The 24,626-nt window shown below is 35.5% G+C and carries 26 protein-coding genes and 2 tRNA genes; 15 read left to right on the forward strand and 13 right to left on the reverse strand.

Going from position 1 to position 24,626, the window contains the following annotated elements; all coding sequences use genetic code 11:
- Window positions 1-5: 5 nt before the first annotated feature.
- Entirely contained in the window at window positions 6-614 is a 609-nt protein-coding gene (locus ABXT49_RS08005; protein WP_416651760.1) for a LysE family translocator, read from the reverse strand.
- Between the two features lie 68 nt (window positions 615-682).
- Between ABXT49_RS08005 and ABXT49_RS08010 the strand changes: the two genes are divergently transcribed.
- Together ABXT49_RS08010 and tilS are read left to right on the forward strand one after the other, a co-directional pair.
- Window positions 683-1,633: an acetyl-CoA carboxylase carboxyltransferase subunit alpha gene (locus tag ABXT49_RS08010; RefSeq protein WP_416651762.1), complete on the forward strand. Its 951-nt coding sequence runs from the start codon at window positions 683-685 to the stop codon at window positions 1,631-1,633.
- A complete protein-coding gene (gene tilS / locus ABXT49_RS08015; RefSeq protein ID WP_416651764.1) occupies window positions 1,614-2,783 on the forward strand; it encodes a tRNA lysidine(34) synthetase TilS in 1,170 nt (389 codons plus the stop codon). Before ABXT49_RS08010 ends, tilS begins: the two co-directional genes overlap by 20 nt.
- A gap of 15 nt (window positions 2,784-2,798) precedes the next feature.
- On the opposite strand, the gene ABXT49_RS08020 is transcribed toward tilS, so the two are convergent.
- The 3 genes from ABXT49_RS08020 to ABXT49_RS08030 are packed head-to-tail and all read right to left on the reverse strand — an operon-like array spanning window position 2,799 to window position 5,173.
- Window positions 2,799-3,380: a DUF3501 family protein gene (locus ABXT49_RS08020; RefSeq protein WP_416651766.1), complete on the reverse strand. Its 582-nt coding sequence runs from the start codon at window positions 3,378-3,380 to the stop codon at window positions 2,799-2,801.
- A 19-nt stretch (window positions 3,381-3,399) separates the two neighbouring features.
- Window positions 3,400-4,704, reverse strand: coding sequence for a heterodisulfide reductase-related iron-sulfur binding cluster (locus tag ABXT49_RS08025; RefSeq protein WP_416651768.1), 1,305 nt, complete (start codon window positions 4,702-4,704; stop codon window positions 3,400-3,402).
- 49 nt (window positions 4,705-4,753) lie between these two features.
- Window positions 4,754-5,173 (reverse strand): rubrerythrin family protein, encoded by a 420-nt coding sequence (locus ABXT49_RS08030; RefSeq protein ID WP_416651770.1) that lies wholly within the window; start codon window positions 5,171-5,173, stop codon window positions 4,754-4,756.
- Window positions 5,174-5,277: 104 nt separating this feature from the next.
- Between ABXT49_RS08030 and ABXT49_RS08035 the strand changes: the two genes are divergently transcribed.
- Complete coding sequence (locus ABXT49_RS08035; RefSeq protein WP_416651772.1) at window positions 5,278-6,135, forward strand: LysR substrate-binding domain-containing protein; 858 nt, start codon at window positions 5,278-5,280, stop codon at window positions 6,133-6,135.
- Between the two features lie 6 nt (window positions 6,136-6,141).
- Here ABXT49_RS08035 and ybeY read toward each other — a convergent pair whose 3' ends face one another.
- The gene (gene ybeY / locus ABXT49_RS08040) at window positions 6,142-6,582 is read right to left on the reverse strand and encodes an rRNA maturation RNase YbeY (protein WP_416651774.1); all 441 of its coding nucleotides are present in this window, start codon (window positions 6,580-6,582) and stop codon (window positions 6,142-6,144) included.
- A 50-nt stretch (window positions 6,583-6,632) separates the two neighbouring features.
- Here ybeY and priA point away from each other — a divergent pair, with 50 nt between their 5' ends.
- Entirely contained in the window at window positions 6,633-8,597 is a 1,965-nt protein-coding gene (gene priA / locus ABXT49_RS08045) for a replication restart helicase PriA (RefSeq protein ID WP_416651776.1), read from the forward strand.
- 16 nt (window positions 8,598-8,613) lie between these two features.
- Here the strand turns inward: priA and bioA are convergent, their stop codons facing one another.
- Window positions 8,614-9,849, reverse strand: coding sequence for an adenosylmethionine--8-amino-7-oxononanoate transaminase (gene bioA / locus ABXT49_RS08050; RefSeq protein ID WP_416651778.1), 1,236 nt, complete (start codon window positions 9,847-9,849; stop codon window positions 8,614-8,616).
- A complete protein-coding gene (locus ABXT49_RS08055) occupies window positions 9,849-10,517 on the reverse strand; it encodes a phosphoglycolate phosphatase (RefSeq protein ID WP_416651780.1) in 669 nt (222 codons plus the stop codon). The genes bioA and ABXT49_RS08055 overlap by 1 nt, the downstream gene beginning before the upstream one ends.
- A 66-nt stretch (window positions 10,518-10,583) precedes the next feature.
- Here ABXT49_RS08055 and proC point away from each other — a divergent pair, with 66 nt between their 5' ends.
- Window positions 10,584-11,414, forward strand: coding sequence for a pyrroline-5-carboxylate reductase (proC, locus tag ABXT49_RS08060; RefSeq protein WP_416651782.1), 831 nt, complete (start codon window positions 10,584-10,586; stop codon window positions 11,412-11,414).
- Between the two features lie 22 nt (window positions 11,415-11,436).
- Here proC and ABXT49_RS08065 read toward each other — a convergent pair whose 3' ends face one another.
- Window positions 11,437-12,153 carry a 16S rRNA (uracil(1498)-N(3))-methyltransferase gene (locus ABXT49_RS08065; RefSeq protein ID WP_416651784.1) on the reverse strand — a complete coding sequence of 239 codons (717 nt, stop codon included), beginning with the start codon at window positions 12,151-12,153 and terminating at the stop codon, window positions 11,437-11,439.
- A gap of 47 nt (window positions 12,154-12,200) precedes the next feature.
- Between ABXT49_RS08065 and ABXT49_RS08070 the strand changes: the two genes are divergently transcribed.
- The 9 genes from ABXT49_RS08070 to ABXT49_RS08110 all read left to right on the forward strand — a co-directional run bounded on the left by ABXT49_RS08070 (window position 12,201) and on the right by ABXT49_RS08110 (window position 19,532).
- On the forward strand, window positions 12,201-13,451 hold the full coding sequence (locus ABXT49_RS08070) for an aminopeptidase P N-terminal domain-containing protein (protein ID WP_416651786.1): 1,251 nt from the start codon (window positions 12,201-12,203) through the stop codon (window positions 13,449-13,451).
- Window positions 13,452-13,453: 2 nt separating this feature from the next.
- Window positions 13,454-14,470 (forward strand): anthranilate phosphoribosyltransferase, encoded by a 1,017-nt coding sequence (gene trpD, locus ABXT49_RS08075; RefSeq protein ID WP_416651788.1) that lies wholly within the window; start codon window positions 13,454-13,456, stop codon window positions 14,468-14,470.
- A 7-nt stretch (window positions 14,471-14,477) separates the two neighbouring features.
- Entirely contained in the window at window positions 14,478-15,020 is a 543-nt protein-coding gene (orn, locus tag ABXT49_RS08080) for an oligoribonuclease (protein ID WP_416651790.1), read from the forward strand.
- Window position 15,021: 1 nt separating this feature from the next.
- Window positions 15,022-15,873, forward strand: a complete 852-nt coding sequence (gene ispE / locus ABXT49_RS08085) for a 4-(cytidine 5'-diphospho)-2-C-methyl-D-erythritol kinase (RefSeq protein ID WP_416651792.1) — start codon at window positions 15,022-15,024, stop codon at window positions 15,871-15,873.
- A tRNA-Gln gene (locus tag ABXT49_RS08090) sits at window positions 15,853-15,927 on the forward strand. Before ispE ends, ABXT49_RS08090 begins: the two co-directional genes overlap by 21 nt.
- A 35-nt stretch (window positions 15,928-15,962) precedes the next feature.
- The gene (locus tag ABXT49_RS08095) at window positions 15,963-16,442 is read left to right on the forward strand and encodes a glutathione peroxidase (RefSeq protein WP_416651794.1); all 480 of its coding nucleotides are present in this window, start codon (window positions 15,963-15,965) and stop codon (window positions 16,440-16,442) included.
- 85 nt (window positions 16,443-16,527) lie between these two features.
- Complete coding sequence (locus tag ABXT49_RS08100; RefSeq protein ID WP_416651796.1) at window positions 16,528-17,490, forward strand: ribose-phosphate pyrophosphokinase; 963 nt, start codon at window positions 16,528-16,530, stop codon at window positions 17,488-17,490.
- Window positions 17,491-17,577: 87 nt separating this feature from the next.
- Window positions 17,578-19,446 carry an RNA polymerase sigma factor RpoD gene (gene rpoD / locus ABXT49_RS08105; protein ID WP_416651798.1) on the forward strand — a complete coding sequence of 623 codons (1,869 nt, stop codon included), beginning with the start codon at window positions 17,578-17,580 and terminating at the stop codon, window positions 19,444-19,446.
- 9 nt (window positions 19,447-19,455) lie between these two features.
- Window positions 19,456-19,532, forward strand: a tRNA-Ile gene (locus tag ABXT49_RS08110).
- Between the two features lie 45 nt (window positions 19,533-19,577).
- Here the strand turns inward: ABXT49_RS08110 and ABXT49_RS08115 are convergent.
- On the reverse strand, window positions 19,578-20,285 hold the full coding sequence (locus tag ABXT49_RS08115; RefSeq protein ID WP_416651800.1) for a Type 1 glutamine amidotransferase-like domain-containing protein: 708 nt from the start codon (window positions 20,283-20,285) through the stop codon (window positions 19,578-19,580).
- Between the two features lie 94 nt (window positions 20,286-20,379).
- Between ABXT49_RS08115 and cysQ the strand changes: the two genes are divergently transcribed.
- A complete protein-coding gene (gene cysQ, locus ABXT49_RS08120; protein WP_416651802.1) occupies window positions 20,380-21,201 on the forward strand; it encodes a 3'(2'),5'-bisphosphate nucleotidase CysQ in 822 nt (273 codons plus the stop codon).
- On the opposite strand, the gene nadC is transcribed toward cysQ, so the two are convergent.
- From nadC to lysA, 4 genes are read right to left on the reverse strand one after another with little or no spacing between them, the layout of a single operon-like run.
- The gene (gene nadC / locus ABXT49_RS08125; protein ID WP_416651804.1) at window positions 21,135-21,956 is read right to left on the reverse strand and encodes a carboxylating nicotinate-nucleotide diphosphorylase; all 822 of its coding nucleotides are present in this window, start codon (window positions 21,954-21,956) and stop codon (window positions 21,135-21,137) included. The two genes, cysQ and nadC, sit on opposite strands and share 67 nt — an antisense overlap.
- The gene (lpxB, locus tag ABXT49_RS08130) at window positions 21,949-23,034 is read right to left on the reverse strand and encodes a lipid-A-disaccharide synthase (RefSeq protein ID WP_416651806.1); all 1,086 of its coding nucleotides are present in this window, start codon (window positions 23,032-23,034) and stop codon (window positions 21,949-21,951) included. Before lpxB ends, nadC begins: the two co-directional genes overlap by 8 nt.
- A 43-nt stretch (window positions 23,035-23,077) precedes the next feature.
- Window positions 23,078-23,377 carry a ribosome assembly RNA-binding protein YhbY gene (yhbY, locus tag ABXT49_RS08135; protein ID WP_416651808.1) on the reverse strand — a complete coding sequence of 100 codons (300 nt, stop codon included), beginning with the start codon at window positions 23,375-23,377 and terminating at the stop codon, window positions 23,078-23,080.
- Window positions 23,364-24,617 (reverse strand): diaminopimelate decarboxylase, encoded by a 1,254-nt coding sequence (gene lysA / locus ABXT49_RS08140; RefSeq protein ID WP_416651810.1) that lies wholly within the window; start codon window positions 24,615-24,617, stop codon window positions 23,364-23,366. Before lysA ends, yhbY begins: the two co-directional genes overlap by 14 nt.
- Window positions 24,618-24,626: the final 9 nt, after the last annotated feature.

Here is a 24,626-nt window from a genome sequence, read left to right on the forward strand (position 1 = left end):
TCATATTAGTAGAGGCCCACAAAACAGCCAACCAAAATCATCGTAATACCAGTAACCTCATTTACGCGTTTGATAATCACTGGATTTTCAATATGTTTTCTTAATCGAAGCCCTAGGATGTTTGCTAGAGTGAGTACGAAGAATACTGTAATACCAATAACTGTAACTACTTTAATTTCAGTTACTACTGTCAAATTATTTAAATCTATAAAAATTGGTAGAAAAGATAAATAAAAAATAATGGTCTTAGGGTTAGTAACCCCAACAATAAATCCTGCTAATAAAAGCTTTAGTGTTGAACTTTTTTTACGTGATTGTTCGAAACTAATACCTCTTGATCTATACTGCTGGTAGCCAATATATATCAAATATGAAGCACCTAAAATTTTAACGTACAGCATGCTGTCACTAATTAGGCCTGCTATGACATTGAGTGCTAGCATTGCAAGTGCGACATAAATGATATCACCAACAGTATGTCCAATTGAAAGCCACATAGCAGGAATAGGGCCATATCTTGTAGAAATTGCCAGCACTGCAAATAGGCCAGGTCCTGGCGAAATTGCATAAATAAATGTAGCAAACGTAAGAGAAAGTAGGGTAAGTAAATCCATTGCAAGATTATAAACATTGCATCTGCTATAATTATCATTAAATTTTGAACGACCATTAATCGTATTAAATGAACTTAAACTATCTTGATTTTGAACAACCAATAGCTGAACTTGAAGAAAAAATTGATGCCCTAGAGAGCATTAAAGATGATGCCGATATTGCTAAAGAAATGGAGTCACTTAAAGCAAAAAGTGAACTGTTAACAAAGAAAATTTTTTCATCACTAACTGATTGGCAGGTTTCACAGTTAGCAAGGCATCCCCAAAGACTTTACACTTTGGACTATATTGACAAAATCTTTGATGAGTTCACTGAGCTTTGTGGAGATCGAGCCTATGCAAATGATCATTCATTGATTGGTGGTATTGCAAAAATTGATGACCTCACATTTATGTTTATTGGACAGCAAAAAGGCCGTTCAACAAAAGAAAAGATTTTTCATAACTTCGGCATGACAAGGCCTGAAGGTTATCGCAAAGCGCTTAGACTAATGAAGATGGCTGAAAAGTTCTCACTTCCAGTAATTACTTTTATAGACACCCCTGGAGCCTATCCAGGAATTGGTGCTGAAGAGCGGGGACAAAGTGAAGCGATTGCTAGAAACTTATTCGAAATGTCTACCTTAAAAACACCAATCTTATCTGTGGTGATCGGTGAAGGTGGCTCAGGCGGTGCGCTTGCAATTGGCCTTTGTGACACTATGATGATGTTTGAATACAGCATTTATTCTGTTATCTCTCCAGAAGGTTGTGCCTCAATACTTTATAAAGACGCCTCTAAAGCACCAATTGCTGCAGAGTCACTTAAACTAACAAGTAAGCATTTAAAAAAACATAAATTAATTGAAAAAGTAATACCTGAGCCTCTTGGCGGAATTCATAGAGACCCTGAAAAGGCTTCTGTATTTCTCAAAAAAGCCCTGATTAAAGAGCTAACTAATCTAATTGACTTGCCTATTGATAAACTTATTGAGAATAGACATGAAAAACTACTAGGCTTTGGAAGATTTAGCGAATAAAGACGAATACTTAACTGGCAAGAAAATTGTCGTTGCCTTAAGTGGTGGTATTGACTCAGCTGTTCTTCTCCACTTTTTAAATAAACATTATCCTGGTAACGTTCGAGCTGTTCATATAGACCATAACCTTTCTAAATACAGCGACGAATGGTGCACTTTTTGTGAAAGAATATGTAATTCAGCCAAAATCGAGTTTAAATATATAAGTGTAAATCTTGAAAATTCTTCTAATATCGAAGAAAATGCTCGTAAAAAACGCTATCTTTCATTAACATCTGAATTAAAAGTGGATGAGATTCTTTGTACTGCGCATCACCAAGAGGACCAAGCGGAAACTTTTTTACTTCAATTATTTAGAGGAAGTGGAGTTGCTGGCCTTGCCTCAATGCCAAAAATAAAAAGTATTGAAGAGTCAGAGCTTTATCGTCCATTTCTGAATATTTCAAAACAAAAAATCGTAGACTATGCTTCAAAAAACCATCTCAAATGGATAGAGGATGAGAGCAACCTAGATACTAATTTTAAAAGAAACCTATTAAGAATTGAATTTCTACCAAAACTATCAAGCGCATTTAATGGACTTATTAAGAATATTTCAAGGAGTGCAGCGCATCAGGCAGAAGCATTGAGGCTGATGCAAGACTTGGCTGAACTTGATATTAAAAATTTTGAATTACTGGTCAATAACAAAATTCAAGTTAGCTCATTAATTCAACTGCCAAAACGAAGAATAGTTAACGTGCTTCGTTATTATATTGCCAATCTAGGCTTTCTATTGCCTTCTAATAAAGTTCTAAATGAGCTTATCTCTTCATTGAGTGCAAAAACTGATGCTAATGTAATCTTAAGATGGCACCACTATGAAGTTAGGCGATACAATGGTGAGTTGTATTTTTTTGATGAGCATATTGAGTCTTCAAACTTACCATGTCCCTATTATGAATCATTAAAAAACCTTCCTAATTTTGAAATACGTTTTCGTTTAGAAGGTCAAAGAATAAAAGTTAAAGGGAAAGGTCATTCACAATCCCTTAAAAAAGTTCTGCAGGAATCAAACATTCCTCCCTGGGAAAGAGATAAATTAAGAATGTATTATGTAGATGGCTCTTTACGAGCCATGGAAACGCTTGGTGAAATTACTGAAGCTTAAATGCTATTAACCAAACTAATTATTGTTAAAATCCTGACTTAAGGCGTCTTGTGATTCCGAATTCAAAATAATTTCATAATCATAATGGGGATGGGAAACGCCAACCTTGACTGGCACTCCTGAGCTAAACTCTTTAACCATACCTGGATCAAATTCAAAACGCATGAAGTGAACAGCTGAGGTCTTAACCTCTGTCTCTCTATCCATGTCCTCATTACAAATAGCAAACACTTTGTCATGATTTCCAACTTGAAAATAGATGCTTCTTTCAACACCAATTAATTTAGATAATGCAACCGTTCGCTCCTCAACATTAGTATATTCAATCATCATAGTAGCCTTCAAGTTTGAGCCTTCAGGTACCAGTGAGTTATATACATCGAGCTCTTCTTGAATACCGTCAGCCTCAAAAATTTTCTCTATACGAAGCATCTCTTGGATCTGAAACTGGACTGTTTTCTTGTTTTCAAACAACATCCTTAGATGCTCTCCAAGATTAACCTCTCTGAGCTTTTTTATTTGAATAGTATCTGAACGAATAGCTGAACGTTTTTCTGCGTATTCTTCAAGAGAGAATAAGTCTTGTCTTGTTAGCATTTAATTAACCTCATTTTTATTATAAACCATAAGCCATTTTCACCAAACTAATTGGATGAATGGATTCTATATCTTGCGTAGCAATATGCGCAACATGGTTGCCAGCCATAACGCAGTCACTAACGACCAAATCGGTTGTGTCAGTTATTTTTTTTGCAACTGGCATTCCAATTTGTACAGAGTAAGTATGCGTATCTTTTCTGACTCCATATGTACCATCATGTCCAGAACATCTTTCCGCAATATTTACATCTAGATCTGGAATTAAGCCTAAAATTCTTTTAGTATGTGAGCCAATGTTTTGCACTCTTTGATGACAAGCAATTTGATAAAGTACTTCTTTATCAATTGGCTTAAAATTACCATCAAACTGATTACTTTCTTTTAAAAATGATAGATATTCGAAGGGGTCATAAAATGCTTTAGATATTGCCATAATATCTTCATTTTCAGAAATTATCATTGGCAATTCATTTTTAAACATTAAGACACATGAAGGTATTGGCGCAATTAATTTATAACCATCATTAACTAACTTTATAAGTGGTGTTATATTTTCATTCGCATACTTAACCACAGCTTCAAGATCGCCAAGTTCCATCTTGGGCATACCACAACACTGAGTTTTTTTAATGAGTTTTACTTCTACACCGTTATGCCTAAGGACATCGACTAAATCAATAACAGTTTGAGGGTCATTATATTCACCATAACAAGTACCAAAAATTGCTACCTTGAATTTACTTGTAGAATTATCTTCTACAAAAATTTTGGAAAGTTTTTTGGTATGGTATTTTGGAACAACAGCATCAACGTGAACACCTAAAACTTTTTCGGTTACCTTTCTCATTGTTTTGTTGCTATTAGACCAATTAACAATTGGCGAGATTACTGGCATGGATGCAATAGAACCTACTTTTTGTGGTGATGTTAAGATCTTATGAGATAGTTTTGTTTCGCCTTTTTTAAATTGAATTGCTTTTGCGCGAAGCATTAGATGTGGGAAATCAACATTGAAGTCATGCGGCGGAACATAAGGGCATTTTGCCACGAAACATAAATCACATAAATAGCATTGGTCAACCACTTTCTTATAATCTGCTTTATCTACGCCATCAACCTCAAATGTTTGAGACTCATCAATCAAGTCAAAGAGTGTTGGAAAAGACTTGCAAAGGCTCACACAACGTCTACAACCATGACAGATATCAAATACTCTTTCTAATTCTGTATTGAGAGAATCTTCATTATAAAAATCTTCATCTTTCCAATTTAGAGGGTGGCGAGTTGGTGCCTCTAAATTACCTTCTTTAAATTTAGACATATATACCTAGGATTTGTTGCCATAAGCTAAGCCTATGGCAACGAAGTTTTTATAAGCTATCTAGTGCTTTTTGGTAACGATTTGCATGAGAACGTTCAGCTTTAGCTAAAGTTTCAAACCATTCAGCAATTTCATCAAAACCCTCATCTCTTGCTGTTTTGGCCATACCTGGATACATATCAGTGTATTCATGAGTTTCTCCATGAACAGCACTTTCAAGCATCTCTTTTACTTCTTTAGCAGGCATATCTGTCCCTGGATCACCAACACCACCTTCAATGAGATGCTCCATATGACCATGAGCATGGCCAGTTTCACCTTCCGCAGTTGATCTAAATAACGCAGCCATATCTGGCTCACCAAGAACATCACATTGGTTTGCAAAATATAAGTAGCGTCTATTTGCCTGAGACTCTCCAGCAAATGCATCCTTTAAACTTTGTTCTGTTTTACTTCCGCTTAATGACATAACTTCCTCCGATTGGTTAAACGAGCCATCATCATACCAGTACTTTATATATAAATAAATTGAATAAATGTGTATATAATATCCGTAAAAAACGAATATAAAAAATGACACCCTCACTAAAAAACTTACAGTATTTAGTTGCACTAAAAAAAACTAATCACTTTTCCAAAGCTGCAAATGATTGCTTTGTTAGCGCTTCAACATTCAGCGCAGGAATATCAAAACTTGAAAGCGACTTAGGAGTTCTGCTTGTTGAGAGAGACAATAAAAACGTTCACTTTACAGCAACTGGGAATCGAGTTGTAAAACAAGCTCTATTAGTGATGGCTGAGATTAATGTTTTATTAAGTACTGCAAAATTAGATTTTTTTGATTCTGAAGTTACCATTGGAGTAATACCTACGATTTCTACCTATATTCTGCCAAATTTCTTATCTAACTTAAGCAAGCTTTATCCAAAACTTAAGGTTTCTTTTAAGGAAGATACAAGTGAAAATTTACTTATGCAACTAGAGCAAGCTAAGATTGACTTTGCCATATTTGCTTTTCCATATGAATTGCCCAACTTTATTGAAAGCTTTCAAGTCTTTTCTGACCCAATTTATTTTATTCAACATAAAAAACGCAAATCTAAAGTAATTGATAATGGGTCACTGCTAATGCTCGAACAGGGTCACTGCTTGAGGTCACATATATTGCAAAATAATAAAATTTCAAATCAACATATTTCTGGTTTTTCTTGTACCAGTATTTCAACGCTTGTTGCTATGGTCGATACAGATATTGGTGTGAGTTTTCTACCCAAAATGGCAATCGATTTTGGCATACTTAAGGATTATCCCAATATATCCATTGATATGAATTCAACCAAGGCAAAACGAGATATTGGAGTTATCTATAGAAAAAATAATCAGCAAGAAGAGAGCATCAAAAAACTCGCAGGGCTTCTAATCAATTCTTAGTTTTTCCTAATGGTAAGGGTTACTAATCCCGAGAGTCTTTAAAAAATCAATTTCAATAGACTCCATTTTATTAGCAGATTCAAGGTCTGTATGGTCATGCCCTACCAAGTGAAGAATTCCATGTATGGCCATGTGAGTCAAATGATCTGAAAACGTTTTATCTCCTACTAGTGCCTCTTCTCTTACCACATCAGCACAAATAACAACATCACCTAATATTGGCTCTCCAATTTCCTCAGGAATATCGCTTTGAAAAGATAGCACATTAGTTACTTGGTTTTTAGCTCTATACTCTTTATTAAGAACTTGAATCTCAACAGGGGAAACTATGCGAATGAGTAACTCACTTTCTTTAATCCCTGCCTCACTCATAAATTTTTGGCAAACTAACCCCAGCTTGTCTTCATCTATATTAATATCGTTAATGATGTTTTGAATAACTACCATGGCTAATTTATATTGATAAAATACTTATTTTATCCCTAAAACATTTTACTTTGAGTCAAATCATAGAAGTTGCCATCCCAGTGCCCTTACACAATACATTTGATTACATTTGTAATCAAGAAGTAACAGTAGGAGCCAGAGTTAAAGTTCCATTTGGTCCAAAAAAAGTTATAGGAATTGTACTTTCTCTAAAAGATAAAAGTGAGTTTAGTAAACTTCGGACTATCGAAGAAGTAATTGATACTGAAGCACTATTATCCAAAGAAATTCTTGATTTTTTATTCTGGTCAGCCAACTACTACCATCATCCAGTTGGTGAAGTTCTTGCTAATGCCCTTCCAAAAAACCTGAGACTTGGAAAGCCTGCAATTATTAAGAAACCAACTGAAATAAATAATGCAGTCACACCGAGATCCTTCAAACCAACATCTGAACAACAAAATGCAGTTAATGAAGTTCTTAAATATGAAAATAGCTTCCATGGATTCCTACTTCAAGGAGTCACAGGAAGTGGAAAAACTGAGGTTTATCTCAATCTTACTGAAAAACGTATAAAGGATGGGAAGCAAGTTCTTGTTCTAGTCCCTGAAATTGGATTAACACCTCAAATGATCGCGCGCTTTGAAGAAAGAATAAATGAAAGAGTTGTTGCTGTTCACTCACAACTTAATGAAACCCAAAAACAAGACGCCTATCTATTGGCTAAAAATGGAGAAGCAAAAGTTATCTTAGGAACTCGCTCGGCTATCTTTACTCCAATCCCTAAACTTGGACTAGTTATCGTGGATGAGGAGCATGATGGCTCCTTTAAACAGCAATCGAGCTTCCGCTATTCTGCTCGAGATCTAAGCTTTATGCGCGCCAAATTTGAAAATATTCCTCTGATTTTAGGAACTGCAACACCCTCGCTTGAGACCTTAAAAAATGTTGCTGACAAAAAACTGACGCGACTTACTTTGACCACTCGCCCTGGTGAAGCAATTATGCCAATTGTTAACTTAATTGATATGAGGAACCAACCTTCAGAAGCTCTATCAATACCTCTAGTTTCTAAAATAAAAAAATACTTAGAAGACGATAAACAGGTCATGCTCTTTATTAATCGTCGGGGCTATGCGCCAGTTTACTATTGCACTGAATGTGACTGGCAATCTGAATGCACCAATTGTGACTCAAAGCTTGTTTACCATCGCAATATTAATCGACTTAAGTGTCATCATTGTGGTCTCGAAAAGTCACCAGAATCCTCTTGCCCCTCTTGCAATAGTCAAAGCCTGAAAATACTAGGTTATGGAACAGAAAGGTTGGAAGAAAATCTTGAGTCATATTTTCCCAATTCTGATGTAATTAGAATTGATAGAGACACAACAAGAAAGAAAAAAGCATTTACATTGCATTTAGAAAAAATAAACTCTGGGAAGCCTTGCATTATTGTTGGCACTCAAATGTTAGCAAAAGGCCATGACTTCTCTAATTTAGCATTTGTTGGTATTCTAGATGTAGATGTTGGCCTCATGTCGCTAGACTATAAAGCGACAGAGCAATTAGCACAATTACTTATTCAAGTTTCAGGAAGGTGTGGAAGAGGAAAATATAGAGGAGAGGTTAATATTCAAACTCGCTACCCCCATCATCCTATCTTTAAGTTTGTAAGAGATTCACAATATATTGAGTACGCAAAAACCTTGTTACTAGAGCGAGAGGAGGCACAACTCCCTCCATATGCTCATCAAGCACTAATTTGCGCAAATTCTAAAAATAAAAATGAAGCTGAAAAATTTTTAACTGAAGTGGCTCAATTAATTAATAATATTGATATAGAATCAATCGAAATTTGGGGACCTGTACCTGGGGTTATTGAGAAGAAGTCAAATTATTACTATTTCAATTTATATTTACAATCTAAAGATAGAGTTCAGCTTCATAGGTTAATTAAAACCTTTTATAAGCATATTGAGACAATCAAGGTGAGCTCATCAGTTCGCTGGTTTATTGATATTGATCCCATTGAATAATCAATATAACTTTTTCCTAAAGGCTTTCAGCCACATCTTTCATTGCATCAGTAATTTGAAGTAACTCTTGATCAGTGATTATAAAAGGTGGCATCGTGTAGAGTAGTTTGCCATAAGGTCTCAGCCAAATTCCACAGTCAATTAACTGCTCTTGGGTTTTTTTCATATCAAGAGGCTCTTTAAACTCTACAACGCCTATTGCCCCAATGACTCTAACGTCAAATATAGATTTATGTTTCTTTAAAGCTAGTAATTGAGATGAAAGAATGTCTTGAATCTCTGAGATCCTTTTTTTCCAGTTGCTACTAAGAAGTAAATCAATACTAGCATTCGCTGCTGAACAGGATAAAGGGTTTGCCATAAAAGTAGGTCCATGCATTAATACTCCAACTGTACTTGAGACTTTTTCGGAAGTTATTGCGGCTGCCATGGTCATATAACCGCCCGTTAAAGCCTTTCCTATACAAAGAATATCAGGAGAAATATTTGCATGATTGCAACCAAAGAGTTCTCCTGTTCGGCCAAAACCTGTCGCTATTTCATCTACAATCAATAAGACCTCATAATCATCGCATAAAGATCTAACGCCTTTGAGATAATCAGCATCATATATATTCATTCCACCAGCCCCTTGAACAATAGGCTCAAGAATAATTGCTGCAATATTATTATGGCTTTCTTTAAGTCTTAACTCTAAATCTAAAAGAGCTTCAGCGCTTTTCCCTAACTTGGGCTGAGTTACAAAGTAATGTTTTGGAAGTACGCCACTAAACAAATGGTGCATGCCATTATTTGGGTCACACACACTCATCGCTCCGAAAGTATCTCCATGGTAACCACCTCTAGGGGTTACAAAATGTGACTTTTCTTTTTTTCCTTTATTTTGCCAATACTGCAAAGCCATCTTAAGAGAAACCTCTACAGAAACAGAGCCAGAGTCAGCAAAAAAAACTTTATCAAGCCCTTGAGGAGTTATTTTTATAAGTTTTTCACATAAGTCAATCGCAGGTTGGTGAGTAAGCCCTCCAAACATTACGTGCGATACAGCATCAATCTGAGCCTTCATTGCCCTATTTATGAAAGGATTATTGTAACCATGAATCATTGACCACCAGCTACTCATACCATCAATAACACGAGTTCCATTTTTAAAGTTTAAATAAACCCCATCTGCAGTATCAACAAGATAAGTAGGCACCTTATTTGGTATCGTGGCGTAAGGATGCCAAATATGATTATCATCAATACTCATTAAAGGCACTCTCTTAACTGCGTCATAGAGTCGATTACAAGATCAGGGCTTTCATCTAATATATTATTACCATGATTGTAGCCATATGACATACAAATTATATCAAATCCAGCTGCTCTAGCAGCCTTTACATCACTTACAGAGTCTCCCAACATAAGGCACTCTTTTGGATCTATATTAAAAAAACTAGCGCCATGAAGAAGTGGCAAAGGGTCTGGTTTTTTCTTTTTCAGAGTATCACCAGAAATGACTATCTTAAAGTAATCATAGATATTTAATGATTTTAGTAATGGGTGAGTAAACTGCTCTGCTTTATTAGTAACGCAGCCTAAAAGATAATTCTTAGATTGTAAATAATCTAATCCCTCTTTAACCCCATCATATAAGCTTGACCTTATTGCTGAATTTTCAGCATACAGTTCTAAAAAAATTGGATACGCGGTGTCGTATACTTCTCGACTTGGCTTGAGATCCAAATCTCCAGTCAAAGCTCGCTCTACTAATCTAGGAACGCCATTTCCAACCCAATGTCTAACCCTTGACTCTCCTCTTGTCGGCATACCAAGCTGAATCATCATCTCATCAACACAGTAGGCAAGGTCCGGGACACTATCAACTAGAGTTCCATCAACATCAATCAATATTAATTTTGGCTGAAATTTTTTCATTAATGTTCTTTATTTATTGCAAGTTTGGTAGAATTGAGTTAAGCATTTATAACTAATATATTTTATATGGAAAACAAAACAGTCATTGGATTTATTGGAGCTGGAAATATGGCGTATGCACTGATTAAAGGGCTCCTCAGTAATGGCTTTGATGCTAAAAATATAAATGTAAGCGACTCTAATGATGAGCTTCTTATCAATCGTCAATCTGAACTTAAAATTACAACATATTCTGATAATAACTCTTTACTAGATAATAGTGATATTATTGTTTTTGCAGTAAAGCCTCAAGTACTCTCGATAGTTTGCCTTCAATTAAAAAATAAAGTTAAACCAAACCACCTTTTTGTCTCTATCGTAGCCGGAATTCGAGGTAATGATATTAATCGTTGGTTAGGAGGTAATTTTGCCCTTGTAAGAACAATGCCTAATACACCTGCACTATTTCAAAGTGGTGTTACAGGTCTTTTTGCAAATGATTTAGTCAGCAATCAACAAAAAGAATTAGTAACTTCAATCTTATCGTCTGTGGGCCAATGTTTCTGGGTAGACGATGAGAAATTAATAGATGCAATTACTGCCATATCTGGAAGTGGGCCGGCTTATTTTTTTCTATTGATGCAATCAATTACGCAAGCAGCAACTGCTCTTGGTTTAGATGAAAAAACTGCAAACTCTTTAAGTATTCAAACTAGTTTAGGTGCAAGCCTAATGGCAACTAAAAGTGGTAAAGATTCAAAGACACTTAGGAAAGAAGTTACTTCCCCCAATGGAACAACCCAAGCAGCTATTGAAAGCTTTCAAGATCAAAACTTTGAAGGAATAGTTGCAGCAGCTACAAGGGCTGCTTATGACCGAGCCCGAGAACTTAGTAACGACCTAGGTGATGTTGAGTAAAAAAGGAAAATTAAAAATATTTTCAGCTGCCCCATAAAAGCTGCATATTAGCTATAGCAACTAGTGATGCAGTTTCGGTCCTTAAAACTCGTTTACCTAATAAGAGTGACTTAAATCCAGCATTTGTTGAATCAGCAACCTCTTGCTCCGTTAATCCCCCCTCTGGTCCAATGAGAATTGTTGCTCTTGATTGCTCAGGCATTTGAGCAAGACTTATATTTGCACGATGATGCAAAACAAAGCCATTATGATTTTGATTTTCAAGCAAATCACTGAGTAAAGTAGGTTGGCAGATATTAACAATTACGGCTCGTCCTGATTGCTCACACGCATGGTTTGCTATCTTTTGCCAATGCTCTATTTTTTTTTGAGCTCGGTCGCCTTTTAATCTAACTACACAACGCTCAAGCTGCATTGGGATAATACTTGATACACCTAATTCTATGGCTTTTTGGATTAAAAAATCCATTTTTTCGCCTTTAGCAATCCCCTGTGCTAGCGTTAAATTTAGCTTGGATTCAGAATCATTTATTAACTTTGAAACAATACTAATGCTGGTTATTTTTTTTAACCTTTGAACTTTTGCGTCGTAATCAAAACCATCACCATTAAATATAGTGATATTTTTACCATCTGGAAAACGCAAAACTTTGTTAAGATGATGGCTATTATCTTTACTTAACTCAATACTAATGCCCAGAGATAGAGCAGTATTTTGATAAAGTCGTATCTTTTTCATGGTATCTTTCTTGGGTTATTTATCAATGAATTAATGCACCTAACAAAATGATACATAAAAAAAGAAGAGAAGAGTTGTTAAGCATACTAGGAGATGATGCAGTAGTAATTGTGTCTTCAAATAGTGAACAAAAAAGAAATAGTGATGTCAACTACCCCTTTCGACCAGACAGCAGTTTTTGGTATCTTACTGGTTTTATAGAGCCTGATGCAATAGCAGTTTTCTGTAAAAATAATTACAGCATTTTTTTAAGGCCCAAAGATAAAACTCAGGAAATATGGAATGGAGTGAGACTTGGAGTTGATCTCGCACCTGAAACTTTATTAGTCGACTATGCTTATGATATTAATACTTTTACAGATGTAATTAAGAAACTCATAAGTAAAGAATCATCTTTATATTTTGATCAGCCAACTTCTGATGGCTGGAAAAATAGAGCAAGTACTAATTTCCTTAATAAAACTATTGCTTCAATTTTTAATAGCCGCATTCAACCTTTAAACCCATATTTGTCGGAAATGAGGATTATTAAAGATGCTTCTGAAGTAAAAAATATGCAAACTGCAGCAAATCTTGCTTCAAAAGCACATATGAAGGCTATGGTAAAAACTCAGCCTGGACTTTATGAGTACAACATTGCCGCTGAATTTGACTCTGTCTTCAAAAACGAAAACTCAGAGCATTCTTACCCTCCAATTGTTGCAGGTGGAGAAAATGCGTGCATACTTCATTACAATGAAAATAATAAATTATTAAATGATGGTGACCTTCTTCTCATAGACGCTGGCTGTGAAATACTTGGTTATGCATCTGATATTACTAGAACCTTTCCAGTTAATGGAAAGTTTAGTGGCCCTCAAAAAGAAATATACGAAATTGTTTTAAATGCCCAAATTCAGGCTATCGCTTCAATTATGCCAGGTGGTGACGTAAATAAGCCTCATGAAATTGCATGTGAAATTATTTCAAGGGGGCTTATGAAGCTAGGGATAATGGATGATATAAGTAATTTAAGAGAATTCTATATGCATGGAACAGGTCATTGGTTAGGTTTGGATGTACATGATGTTGGAGCTAAAGAAATTAACAATTCTTTTCGAAAATTTGAAATAGGCATGGTAACAACAGTGGAGCCTGGAATCTACATCCGCAAGGATGATAAAATTGATCCGAAATACTGGAATATTGGAATAAGGATTGAAGACGATGTTCTAGTTACTATTGATGGAAACCATGTTTTATCTGAAGCAGCTATTAAAAATGTAGATGATATTGAATATCTAATGAGCCAACGCTAACCATGAATATAAATCAAGCCATCAAAGCTGTTATTTCAAAAAAAGATCTAAATGAAAGTGAAATGCTTGATGTGATGAATAGCATTATGACTGGCCAAACAACGGATGCACAGATTGGTGCTTTTTTAATTGGCTTATCTATGAAAGGCGAAACAATTGAAGAAATTACTGCCAGCGCAAAGGTTATGCGCTCACTGGCAACTTCGGTTGAGTTAACTAGCACTGAGTACCTTGTAGATACTTGCGGAACGGGTGGAGATGGCCTGGGATTGTTTAATATATCAACTGCCTCTGCCTTTGTTGTTGCAGCTGCAGGTGGCAAGGTTGCAAAGCATGGTAATCGATCCATTTCATCAAAATCTGGAAGTGCAGATGTTCTGGAAGCAGCTGGAATAAATCTTAACTTAAGCCCCGAACTCATTAGCGAATGTATCGAAAAAATAGGCGTTGGATTTATGTTTGCACCAGCACATCATAGTGCAATGAAACACGCAATTGGTCCGCGAAAAGAACTGGCAGTCAGAACTATATTTAATGTTTTAGGCCCCCTTACTAATCCAGCTAAAGCCCCTAATCAAGTTATTGGGGTTTATGACAGAAACCTAGTTGAGCCAATCGCTAACGTCCTAAAAAGCCTTAAATCTCGACATGTTATGGTAGTTCATTCTGCAGATGGACTTGATGAATTTTCTATAGCTGATAAAACCTTTGTAGCTGAATTATATAATGATGAAGTCTCAACCTATAGTGTGCATCCAGATGACTTTGGTTTAAAGGTAGGTAACCTTAATGATATTAAAGCAGAAAATGCTGATGAGTCGCTCTCTCTAATTTATGAAGCCTTTTCTGGGCATAATGGTACTGCAAAAAATATCATTGCTTTAAATGCTGGAGCTGCTATTTATGTAAGTGGTCTCGAAGAGACACTCAATTCAGGGATTGAAAAAGCCTCCAAAGTATTATCAGATGGAAGTGCAAAAGAAAAACTTGAAGAATATATTTTCGCTAGTAATAATTAAATTAATTATGAATAAAAAAACTAATCTTATCTGGATAGACCTTGAAATGACAGGATTAATTCCTGAAAGTGATGTCATTATTGAGATAGCAACAGTAGTTACTGATGCAAATCTAGATGTAATAGAAGAAGGTCCTTCATTAGCTATTCATCAAAATAGTGATCTTCTTGATGGAATGGACGACTGGAACACAAAACAACATAATCAATCTGGACTTGTCCAAAGAGTAATAGAAAGCAAAGTTTCGACTGCTGAGGCAGAATTCCAAACCCTAGATTTTCTTATTAAATATGTCGACCAAGGCGCATCACCAATGTGTGGTAATTCGATTTGTCAGGATAGAAGGTTCTTGTATAACTATATGCCAAAACTAGAAAAGTTTTTTCACTATCGACATATCGACGTCTCCACATTAAAAGAATTAGCTGTTCGATGGAAGCCAAGCATTATTTCTTCCACATATAAAAAATCTAGGCATTTAGCATTATCAGATGTTTATGACTCAATTGATGAGTTAAAACACTACAGAGAGCATTTCATTAAAGCTTAAATTGACTTACTTATCGCCCGCTAAAATTAATTTATTTTTACACGTAACCTCAAAAAGGTCGGATGGTTATCATAACCTTCAGACCATTTTTCAACTTGTAGATTACTGTGATGAGATAAATATTAATTATAGAAGTGATGAAATAATTAGGCGAATTAGTGGCAATGAAAATATTCCACAAGATCAGGACTTAACTATACGTAGTGCCACTCTACTAAAAAAAATCACTGGGTCAAAGGGTGGGGCAGATATTAGTATAGTAAAAAAAATACCTATAGGAAGTGGCTTAGGAGGCGGTAGCTCAAATGCAGCGACTGTTTTAATTGCTCTTAATGAGCTTTGGAATCTTAATTTATCAAAAGAAGAACTAGTGGATATTGGTCAACATATTGGTGCAGACGTTCCCGTATTTATCATTGGTCGTAGCTCTTGGGGCGAAGGTATAGGTGAAATACTTACACCAATAAGTCTGCCAAAATACTTTTATTTAATTGTTTCAATTGGCAAACATATATCCACGAAAGAAATTTTCACACACAAAGCATTGACAATGTCTCCAGTTCAAAGGAAAATGTCAGATTTTTCACTTGTCTCTAATCCACACAATGACTGTTTGGAGGCTGCAATTGACATAGAAGGTGAGATAGAAGATGCTTTAATTCATCTAAACTCAACTGAAAAGCATATTGATAAGGCTAGAATGTCAGGAAGTGGATCATGCGTTTATGTGGCATTTGAAAGAGAAGAAGATGCAATAATTGCAAAGAAAGAGTTACCAATAAAATGGCTCGGTTTTATCGCAAAAGCGATTAATAAATCACCATTATGTAATTGGGATGTCGCCAAGTGGTAAGGCAACGGGTTTTGATCCCGTCATTCGCAGGTTCGATCCCTGCCATCCCAGCCATATTTTCATGAATTAAATGATATGAGGTGAGGATTATGAGTGAGAATGTTTATCAATTTAATTTTAAACAGCTTGATGGGCAAGAAGTCTCTATGAGCGAGTTCAAAGGTAAGGCAATTTTAGTTGTTAATACTGCAAGCTTCTGCGGATTAACCTATCATTACACTGGTCTCGAAAAACTCTACCAAAAGTACAAAGAAAGTGGCCTAGTGATAATTGGTTTTCCTTGCAATCAATTTGGTAAACAAGAGCCTGGAACTTCAAAAGAAATCAAAGATTTTTGTAACCTAAATTATGATGTTACATTTCCTATGTCAACAAAAGTTGATGTCAATGGTAAAAATACACATCCCCTATTCAAATATTTAAAAAGTGAGCTAAAGGGAAAACTAAACGATAGTGTTAAATGGAATTTCACTAAATTTCTAATTGACCCTGATGGCATACCTTTTAAGCGTTTTAGTTCAACTACTGAACCCGAAGACATTTCATTATCAATAGATGAAGTACTATAAATCTTGATTCAATTGTAAAACTATTGTGCTTAGCGACTTAATTTGTTTGTATAATTGCATCCTACATCAATAAAACCCTAATTGGATGTCTCTAGAAAGAATAAAGATCTTTAGCGGAAACGCAAACCCTGATCTCTCATCCGAAATTATCACTAATCTCAACATCACTCAAAGTAAGGCCTTTGTGGGTCAATTTAGTGATGGTGAAGCTCAAGTTGAAATTCTTGATAATGTACGTGGATGTGATGTGTTTGTTATTCAGCCAACCTGCGGACCTTCATCAGCTGAAACTTTAATGGAGTTATTAATAATGGTTGACGCCCTAAGGCGCTCTTCTGCAGGAAAAATCACAGCTGTCGTTCCATATCTTGGCTACTCTAGACAAGATAGGCGCTCTAGACTAACTCGCGTTCCAATAACTGCAAAACTTGTTGCTCAATTGATTGAAGCGTCAGGTGTTGACCGCATATTAACAATGGACTTACATGCAGATCAGATCCAAGGTTTCTTCAATATTCCAATTGACAACATATACGCACAACCCGTCCTTGTGCAAGATATTTTGGATCATAACTATCAAGATGTAGTCGTAGTATCCCCAGATGTTGGAGGAGTAGCAAGAGCAAGAGCAGCAGCAAAAAGAATTAATGATGCAGACCTTGCAATTATTGACAAAAGACGACCAGCACCAAACTTAGTTAAAGTCATGAATGTAATAGGTGATGTAGAAGGGCGAACCTGTATTATGATAGATGATATGGTTGATACCGCTGGAACACTCTGCCAAGCTGCTGAAATATTAAATGAGAAAGGTGCAAAGAAAGTTGTTGCATATGCAACTCATGCAGTTCTTTCTGGTGCTGCTATTGATAACATATCAAACTCCAAGCTGGATGAACTAGTTATAACAAACACCATCCCATTAACAGATATAGCAAAAAAAAGCAGGAAAATTAGGCAATTGTCAATTGCCACGACTCTTGCAGACGTTATTCGTAGAATTAGCGATGAACAATCCATCAGTACAATTTTTGCAGATTCAAACTAATCCTGCGCCTTTACAGCGCTAAATTAATGGTAAAAACAATCTACTCTTTTAGGTATAATTTCCTCTCTGTTTTGAAAAAATCAAATTATGAAAACAACTACTGAAGCTCACAAAAAAGCCCTTAATAGTCTTATAACAATTGGAAAAGAACAAGGCTACCTGACTTATTCAGAAATCAATGATCTCTTGCCAGAAGACTTATTAACACCTGAACAGGTTGAGCCTATCGTAACAATTTTAGAAGAAATGGATATATTAGTTTCTGATGAAGCTCCAGACGCTGACGAGCTAGTAATGAAGTCAGGTGGAAAGGCAGAGGCAAGCTCTGCTGAAGTTGCAACAGCAGCTTTAGCTGCTCTCGATTCAGAATTTGGAAGGACGACCGATCCTGTTAGAATGTACATGCGAGAAATGGGTGTAGTTGAGCTTCTAGAACAAAAAGACGAGGTTCGTATCGCAAAAGAAATCGAAGCAGGTGTTTATCAAATATTACAAGCAATTTCTCTTTATCCTGAAATCTCTGACTATTTCTTCAAGGCATATACAAGACTGGAAGAAGGCAAATGTAAGATGACTGATGTTGTTATTGGTTATCAAGGTGATGCTGAAGAATTCGAAGAAAAACAAGTGCTTATTAAGGAGAAGCAGGCCCTACTTGATGAAAAACAAGCGCAGCTTGATGCAATGGAAATAGATGAACATTCAGAAGAACTTGAAGAGGATGAAGATGATTTTGATGAATTAGAATATACTGGTCCAGACGAGGGAATGGTATATGAGCGCTTTGATAAAATAAAAAAATCTCATAATACCTATATTAAATCCTTTGAGAAAAATGGATACCTTGATGACAAAACTGTTAAAGCTAGACATAAATTTTCTAGCTGTATCTCTGAACTAAGACTTGCACCAAAACTAGTTAGTACAATGATGGAACTAGTTTCAAGTCGCGTAGATAAGGTTAAAAAGGAAGAAAAACTTATTCGTCAAGCCTGTCTTGATGCTGGTATGAGTTCAGAACTTTTTTATTCATCATTTCCAGGAAATGAAACTAATTTTGATTGGCTCAAATCTATTGATCTTGATAAGCCAACTATAAAATTATTAGAAAAAACTGAAAAAGAAATTTATTACTCTCAAAAGAGTCTTTTAGAGCATGAAGTGGCAATGAATTTGACAATTATAGAGCTTAAAGAAATAAACAAAAGACTTCGAAGAGGAGATAGAAAGGCTAAAGTTGCCAAAAGTCAGATGATAGAAGCTAATTTAAGACTTGTAATTTCGATTGCAAAAAAATATGCAAATCGTGGTCTACAATTCTTAGATCTCATCCAAGAAGGTAATGTAGGATTAATGAAGGCAGTAGACAAATTTGAATATCGTAGAGGTTATAAATTTTCAACTTATGCAACGTGGTGGATCCGCCAAGCAATAACTAGATCAATTGCTGATCAAGCGCGCACTATTCGAATCCCAGTTCACATGATTGAAACTATCAATAAACTAAACCGAGTAAGACGTCAACTTCTTCAAAGATTTGGAAGGGAAGCAACCCCTGAAGAGCTTTCTGTAGAGATGGAACTACCTGAATATAAAATTAATAAAATACTTAAAATTGCTAAAGAACCATTATCAATGGAGAATCCAGTTGGTGATGATGAAGACTCTACAATTGGTGATTTTATCGAAGATACAAATCTATCTTCTCCTGTTGAAGTCACAACGCGTGAAAGTCTTAAAGAGACTACTGGTGATCTTTTAGCTAATTTATCGCCACGAGAGGCTAAGGTTTTAAAAATGCGATTTGGAATAGATATGAGTACAGACCACACACTTGAAGAAGTGGGTAGACAGTTTGATGTTACTCGTGAAAGGATTCGCCAAATTGAAGCTAAGGCACTTAGAAAACTAAGACATCCTTCTCGTGCGCATAAACTCCAAAGTTTTTTAGAATAGCTCTTCTACGGGCCTATAGCTCAGTTGGTTAGAGCACTCGACTCATAATCGATTGGTCCTTGGTTCAAGTCCAAGTAGGCCCACCATATATAGAAAAACCTAGTTTAATACTAGGTTTTTTATTGTGCAAATTAAAACTTATCATCAAGATATACTGGTTGAATAACTGACTCGTTAATAACGCCATTATCATTTTTAATACTATAAGCCTTTGCATTTGATAAAGACGATACACAACGCTCAAGCCTTCCATCTATAAAGTGAGCGGCAACGCCATCATCACAAGCAATACCTGGCAACATGGTTCCATTTAGAATAGCTTTATGATATTCAGGCCTCCTTTTAATTTCAGTATCAAAATGTGGGCAGTTGCTTCCTTGAAGGAACCCTAAACAATCTAATGGGAGTAACTTGCCAGTCTTTGAATCAGTTAAACCTTGCTCAAACCAACAAATAGATCCAGCACTAAGTCCGGCTAATATTGCGCCGTTACACCAAGCCTCATTTAAAAACTTATCAAGACCCCACTCTTTCCAAAGAACTAAAAGGTTTCTTGTATTACCACCACCAACATAAAAAATATCTTTTTCTAAAACAAAATCTCTCAAATCACCTTCTGGTGGACTAAATAAAGATAAGTGGCTTGTTTCGCAATTAAGCTTTTTATAAGAAGAATAAAAGCGTTTTTTATAACTCTCATCATCTCCGCTTGCCGTTGGTATAAAACAAACTTTAGGATTTTTTTTGTTTGACAAAGACAACAGATACTTATCCAATTTAAGATTCTCTGGTTTAGAGGTAAACCCTCCACCACCCATAGTTAATATCTGTTTTTTCATATTCTCATCTTCACCTTATTAATAGAAATAAATTTTACTTAAGTTATCTTCTTAGTAAAAAATAAATACAACTGTCAATGATATAATTTACCTTATGCCAGAGAAAATTCTTTCAGAACTAATAACTCTTACTGTCGAAGTAGGAGAAATTATTATGTCTCATCGCAAAAATTCAGGAAACTTTAGCATGAAGAGCGACAATACCCCTGTAACTCAGGCTGATAAAGAATCAAATGAGTTAATCATAAATACTTTAAAAAAACTAACTCCTAACACACCAATACTATCTGAAGAATCATCTAACATCCCTTTTTCATCTCGAAAATCTTGGGATGAATATTGGCTAATCGATCCTTTAGATGGAACTCGTGACTTTATAGATGGCTCACCAGACTTTTGTATTAGCATTGCTCTTATTCGTAATCATTACCCAGATTTTGGTTTAATCTATTCTCCATTTCATAAAGTACACTACTATCGGCTTCCAAGCCAATCATCAATAAAGATGATTGGAAACAAACCTCATAAAATTTCTACAAAAAAACCTAATAGGTGGGAAAAAATCGTAGTGGGAAGATACTCAAATAACAATAAATCTCTTAAAAATCATCTTAGATCTAAAACAAATTTTGAAACTTTTAAACTCGGAAGTGCGCTTAAATTTTGTTTAATTGCAGAAGGGATTTATGATTGCTACCCTAAATTTGGGCGCTGCTCAGAATGGGATACTGCAGCTGGGGTATATATTCTTGAAGGCGCAGGTGGCACAGTTCTTGATTTAAATAATAAACCCTTAACTTATAATTTCAGAGAAGATAACCTAAGCCCGGCCTTTAAAGCAGCAGGGTATCAAGAAAATCTCAAAGATAAATCAACCGCAGCAACATCTTTTGTAATTGAGCCTATTGAAATATAGTCAACACCAGTCTCTGCATAACTAACAATATTTGTTTCGTTCACTCCACCTGAGGCTTCAATTGGATATACACCTTGCACAATTTTGACAGCCTCTTTAAGATCTATAAGACTAAAGTTATCACAAAGAACTCTCGTTATTCCCTTTATTGATAGAACAGAACGAATCTGTTCCATATTCTCTACTTCAACCACAATTGGTTTATGAGGATATTTTTTAAGAGCTTTCTTTATAGATTTATCAAGGGAGCCAATTGATAAAATATGATTTTCTTTTAGCATAATGCAGTCATAAAGCCCCATCCTATGGTTCACTCCGCCGCCACACTTAACAGCATATTTTTGTGCTTTTCTTAAACCTGGGATTGTCTTTCTTGTATCAAGTAATTGCGCCTTTGTTTTACCTATAAGGTTAACTAGATCTTTCGTTTTAGTTGACGTACCACTTAAAATTTGAAGAAAATTAAGTGCTGTTCTTTCTGCAGTAATGATTGCTCGAGATTTTCCTTTAATATTGCAAATAACTTCGCCAGGCTTAACCTCATCCCCATCCTTCAAATTCCATTTTATTTGTATGTCTTTATCAAGAGATAGAAAGCATAAGTCAAAATACTCTGTACCACATATAGTCGCTCGATCTCTACAAATTAGTTCAGCATTTATAATGACGTCATCAAGAAGGCTTGAAGATAGGTCTCCAGAACCTATATCTTCTGAAAGTGCTAACTCAACTATTTTTTTTAACTCTTTATCCATCTAAGAACTCAATGATTGCTTCGGCAGACTTAACACTTGCTTTTTGATTTAAAAGACCATGAATTTTTTCCAATTCTTTAACTAGTTTTGTATTATCTGATTCAATCAACTTCATAGCCTGTTCAAAAATATTTTGACCATTTACGTCATTTTGAAGTAATTCAGGGACAATATCTTTCCCTAAAATTTTATTTGGAAGTGAAATATTTTTAGTGTTTAGTAAAGGCTTAATAATCTGATAACTTGCCTTTGAAAGTTTATATATCACAACCATTGGCACAGCGAGTAATGCCACTTCTAGGGTTGCAGTTCCTGAGGCAACAATAACTAAATCAGAATTTTTAATCTTTTCATGTGCATCACCAGAACTTAGAACAATATCCAATCCTTGAATCTTATCTTCTACCCAGTCCTTTAGATATTCGTTTGCAAGTGACAAGCTAAATTGAATCTCAGGGTCTTTTTTATGCATCAATTTAGCAGCCAACAAAAGCTCAGGCAATAAAGTTTTAATTTCAGCCTCTCTTGACCCTGGCATTAATAAAACTTGCTTATTTGGCATATGTTTTTTTCGAGGCTTTAATTTTTCTGCCAATGGATGTCCAACAAAAATAGCTTTTTGCTGGTGAGTGCGATAAAAATCTACCTCAAATGGAAAAAGACAAAGCATTAAATCAACTGACTTTTTAATTTTATGTATCCTATTTGCTCGCCATGCCCATACTGAAGGACTAACAAAATGAACGGTTTTCACTCCATTTTTTTTAAGTTTTCTTTCAATCTTAAAATTAAAATCAGGAGAATCAACTCCAATAAAAACGTCGGGCCTATTAGATGAAAAGTATTGAATGATAGATCGTCTAAGTCTCAAAATAGTGGGTAGTTTCTTTAAAACTTCACTAAGACCCATCACGTTGACTTGGTCAGTATGCCATAATCTTTTACATCCAGCAGCAGCCATCTTGTCACCCGCTAAACCTTCTATTTCATAATCAGGTCGGTACAACTTCAGTGCACTCACTAGTGATGATGCGACAAGGTCGCCAGAAGTTTCTGCAGCGCTGATGGCAATTTTCATTTTATCTAAGCATTAACAGGATTTATCTAAAGCTTTTTAAGCTTTATGATCTTGGTAGAATAATATCAGGATTATCTTCAAAAGGCCTATAAATAACAATCACCCCTCCAATAACTTGAATTAGTGCAGCCTTAGAAAGCTCTATAATTTTATTAATAATCTTTAGTTTTTCTTCACGATCACTGATTCTTAACTTTATTTTAATCAACTCATGCTTAAGCATTGTTGATTCCATTTCAGCAAGCACCGACTCACTTAATCCATGCTGACCAATCATTACAAAGGGCTTTAAGTCATGCGCCATAGAACGCAAATATTTTTTCTGGTTATTAGTTAGTTTCATTTTTTAATATCATCTCATTTTTAAAAAGTGATTCAGTAGTCTCTCTCATTCGCACTAATTGATGCACAGAACCATCAACCATTGCTTCCGCAACTCTTGGCCTAGAGTTATAGTTAGAACTTAAAACAAATCCATATGCACCAGTGGTCATTAGTGCAATGTAGTCTCCCTGTTCAAGGGTAAGGCTTCTACTCTTTGCCAAAAAATCTGCAGTCTCACACACAGGCCCAACTATATCCCATGAATCCTTTATGCCCTTTGAATTATCTTCAATTGTAACCGCTTGATGATAGGAACCATAAAGAGCAGGTCGAAGTAAATCATTCATTGCACCATCGACAATAGCAAATGATTTCAATTCATTCTGCTTTAAATATTCAACCTTAGTTACAAATATTCCTGCGTTCCCAACAATTGATCGACCAGGCTCTACCATAATCTTCAAATCACCAACTTTTTGAATTACTGACTGTATGTAGTCATTAATGCTAATAGTTGTTTCTTTGTCATAAGTCACTCCTACTCCACCGCCAATATCAATATGATTTAAATAAATTTTCTCTTCTTCAAGCTTTGTTATTAGCTCGAACGCTTTATCGAGAGCCTCTAAGAAAGGTGAAATATCTGTAATCTGTGATCCTATATGGTAATCTAAACCAAAGACTTCAAGATGATCTGAGAGGTTTGTCTTTTTATACAAAGATAGAGCAATCTCAACGCTTACTCCAAACTTGTTTTCAGTTAAGCCTGTCGAGATATATGGATGAGTCTTTGCATCTACATTCGGGTTCACGCGAATAGATATTGGTGCATTCATCTTTAATGAAGCCGCAACAGACTCAATTAAGTCTAACTCAGCTACTGATTCAACATTGAAGCAGTAAATTCCGTATTCAAGTGCCTTTTGAATCGCTTGCTCTGTTTTAGCAACTCCAGAGAATACACATTTTTTTGGATTACCGCCTGCAGCAATTACTCTTTCAAGCTCACCAATTGAAACTATATCAAATCCTGAACCTAAGTTAGCAAGAACATTTAATACTGCCAAATTTGAGTTGGCCTTTACAGCATAACAAATTAAATGAGGATGCGAACCAAAGGATTTTTCAAACTTTTGCCAGTTAAGCTCTATTTGACTTTTAGAATAAATGTAAAGGGGGGACCCATACGCCCTCATTAAGTCTGAAACAGGCACAGACTCAGCGTGTAATACTTTATTTTGAAAATAAAATGAATTCAATTAATTATA

It is taken from the genome of Candidatus Pseudothioglobus sp. Uisw_086, assembly GCF_048085745.1.
GTDB lineage: Bacteria > Pseudomonadota > Gammaproteobacteria > PS1 > Pseudothioglobaceae > Pseudothioglobus.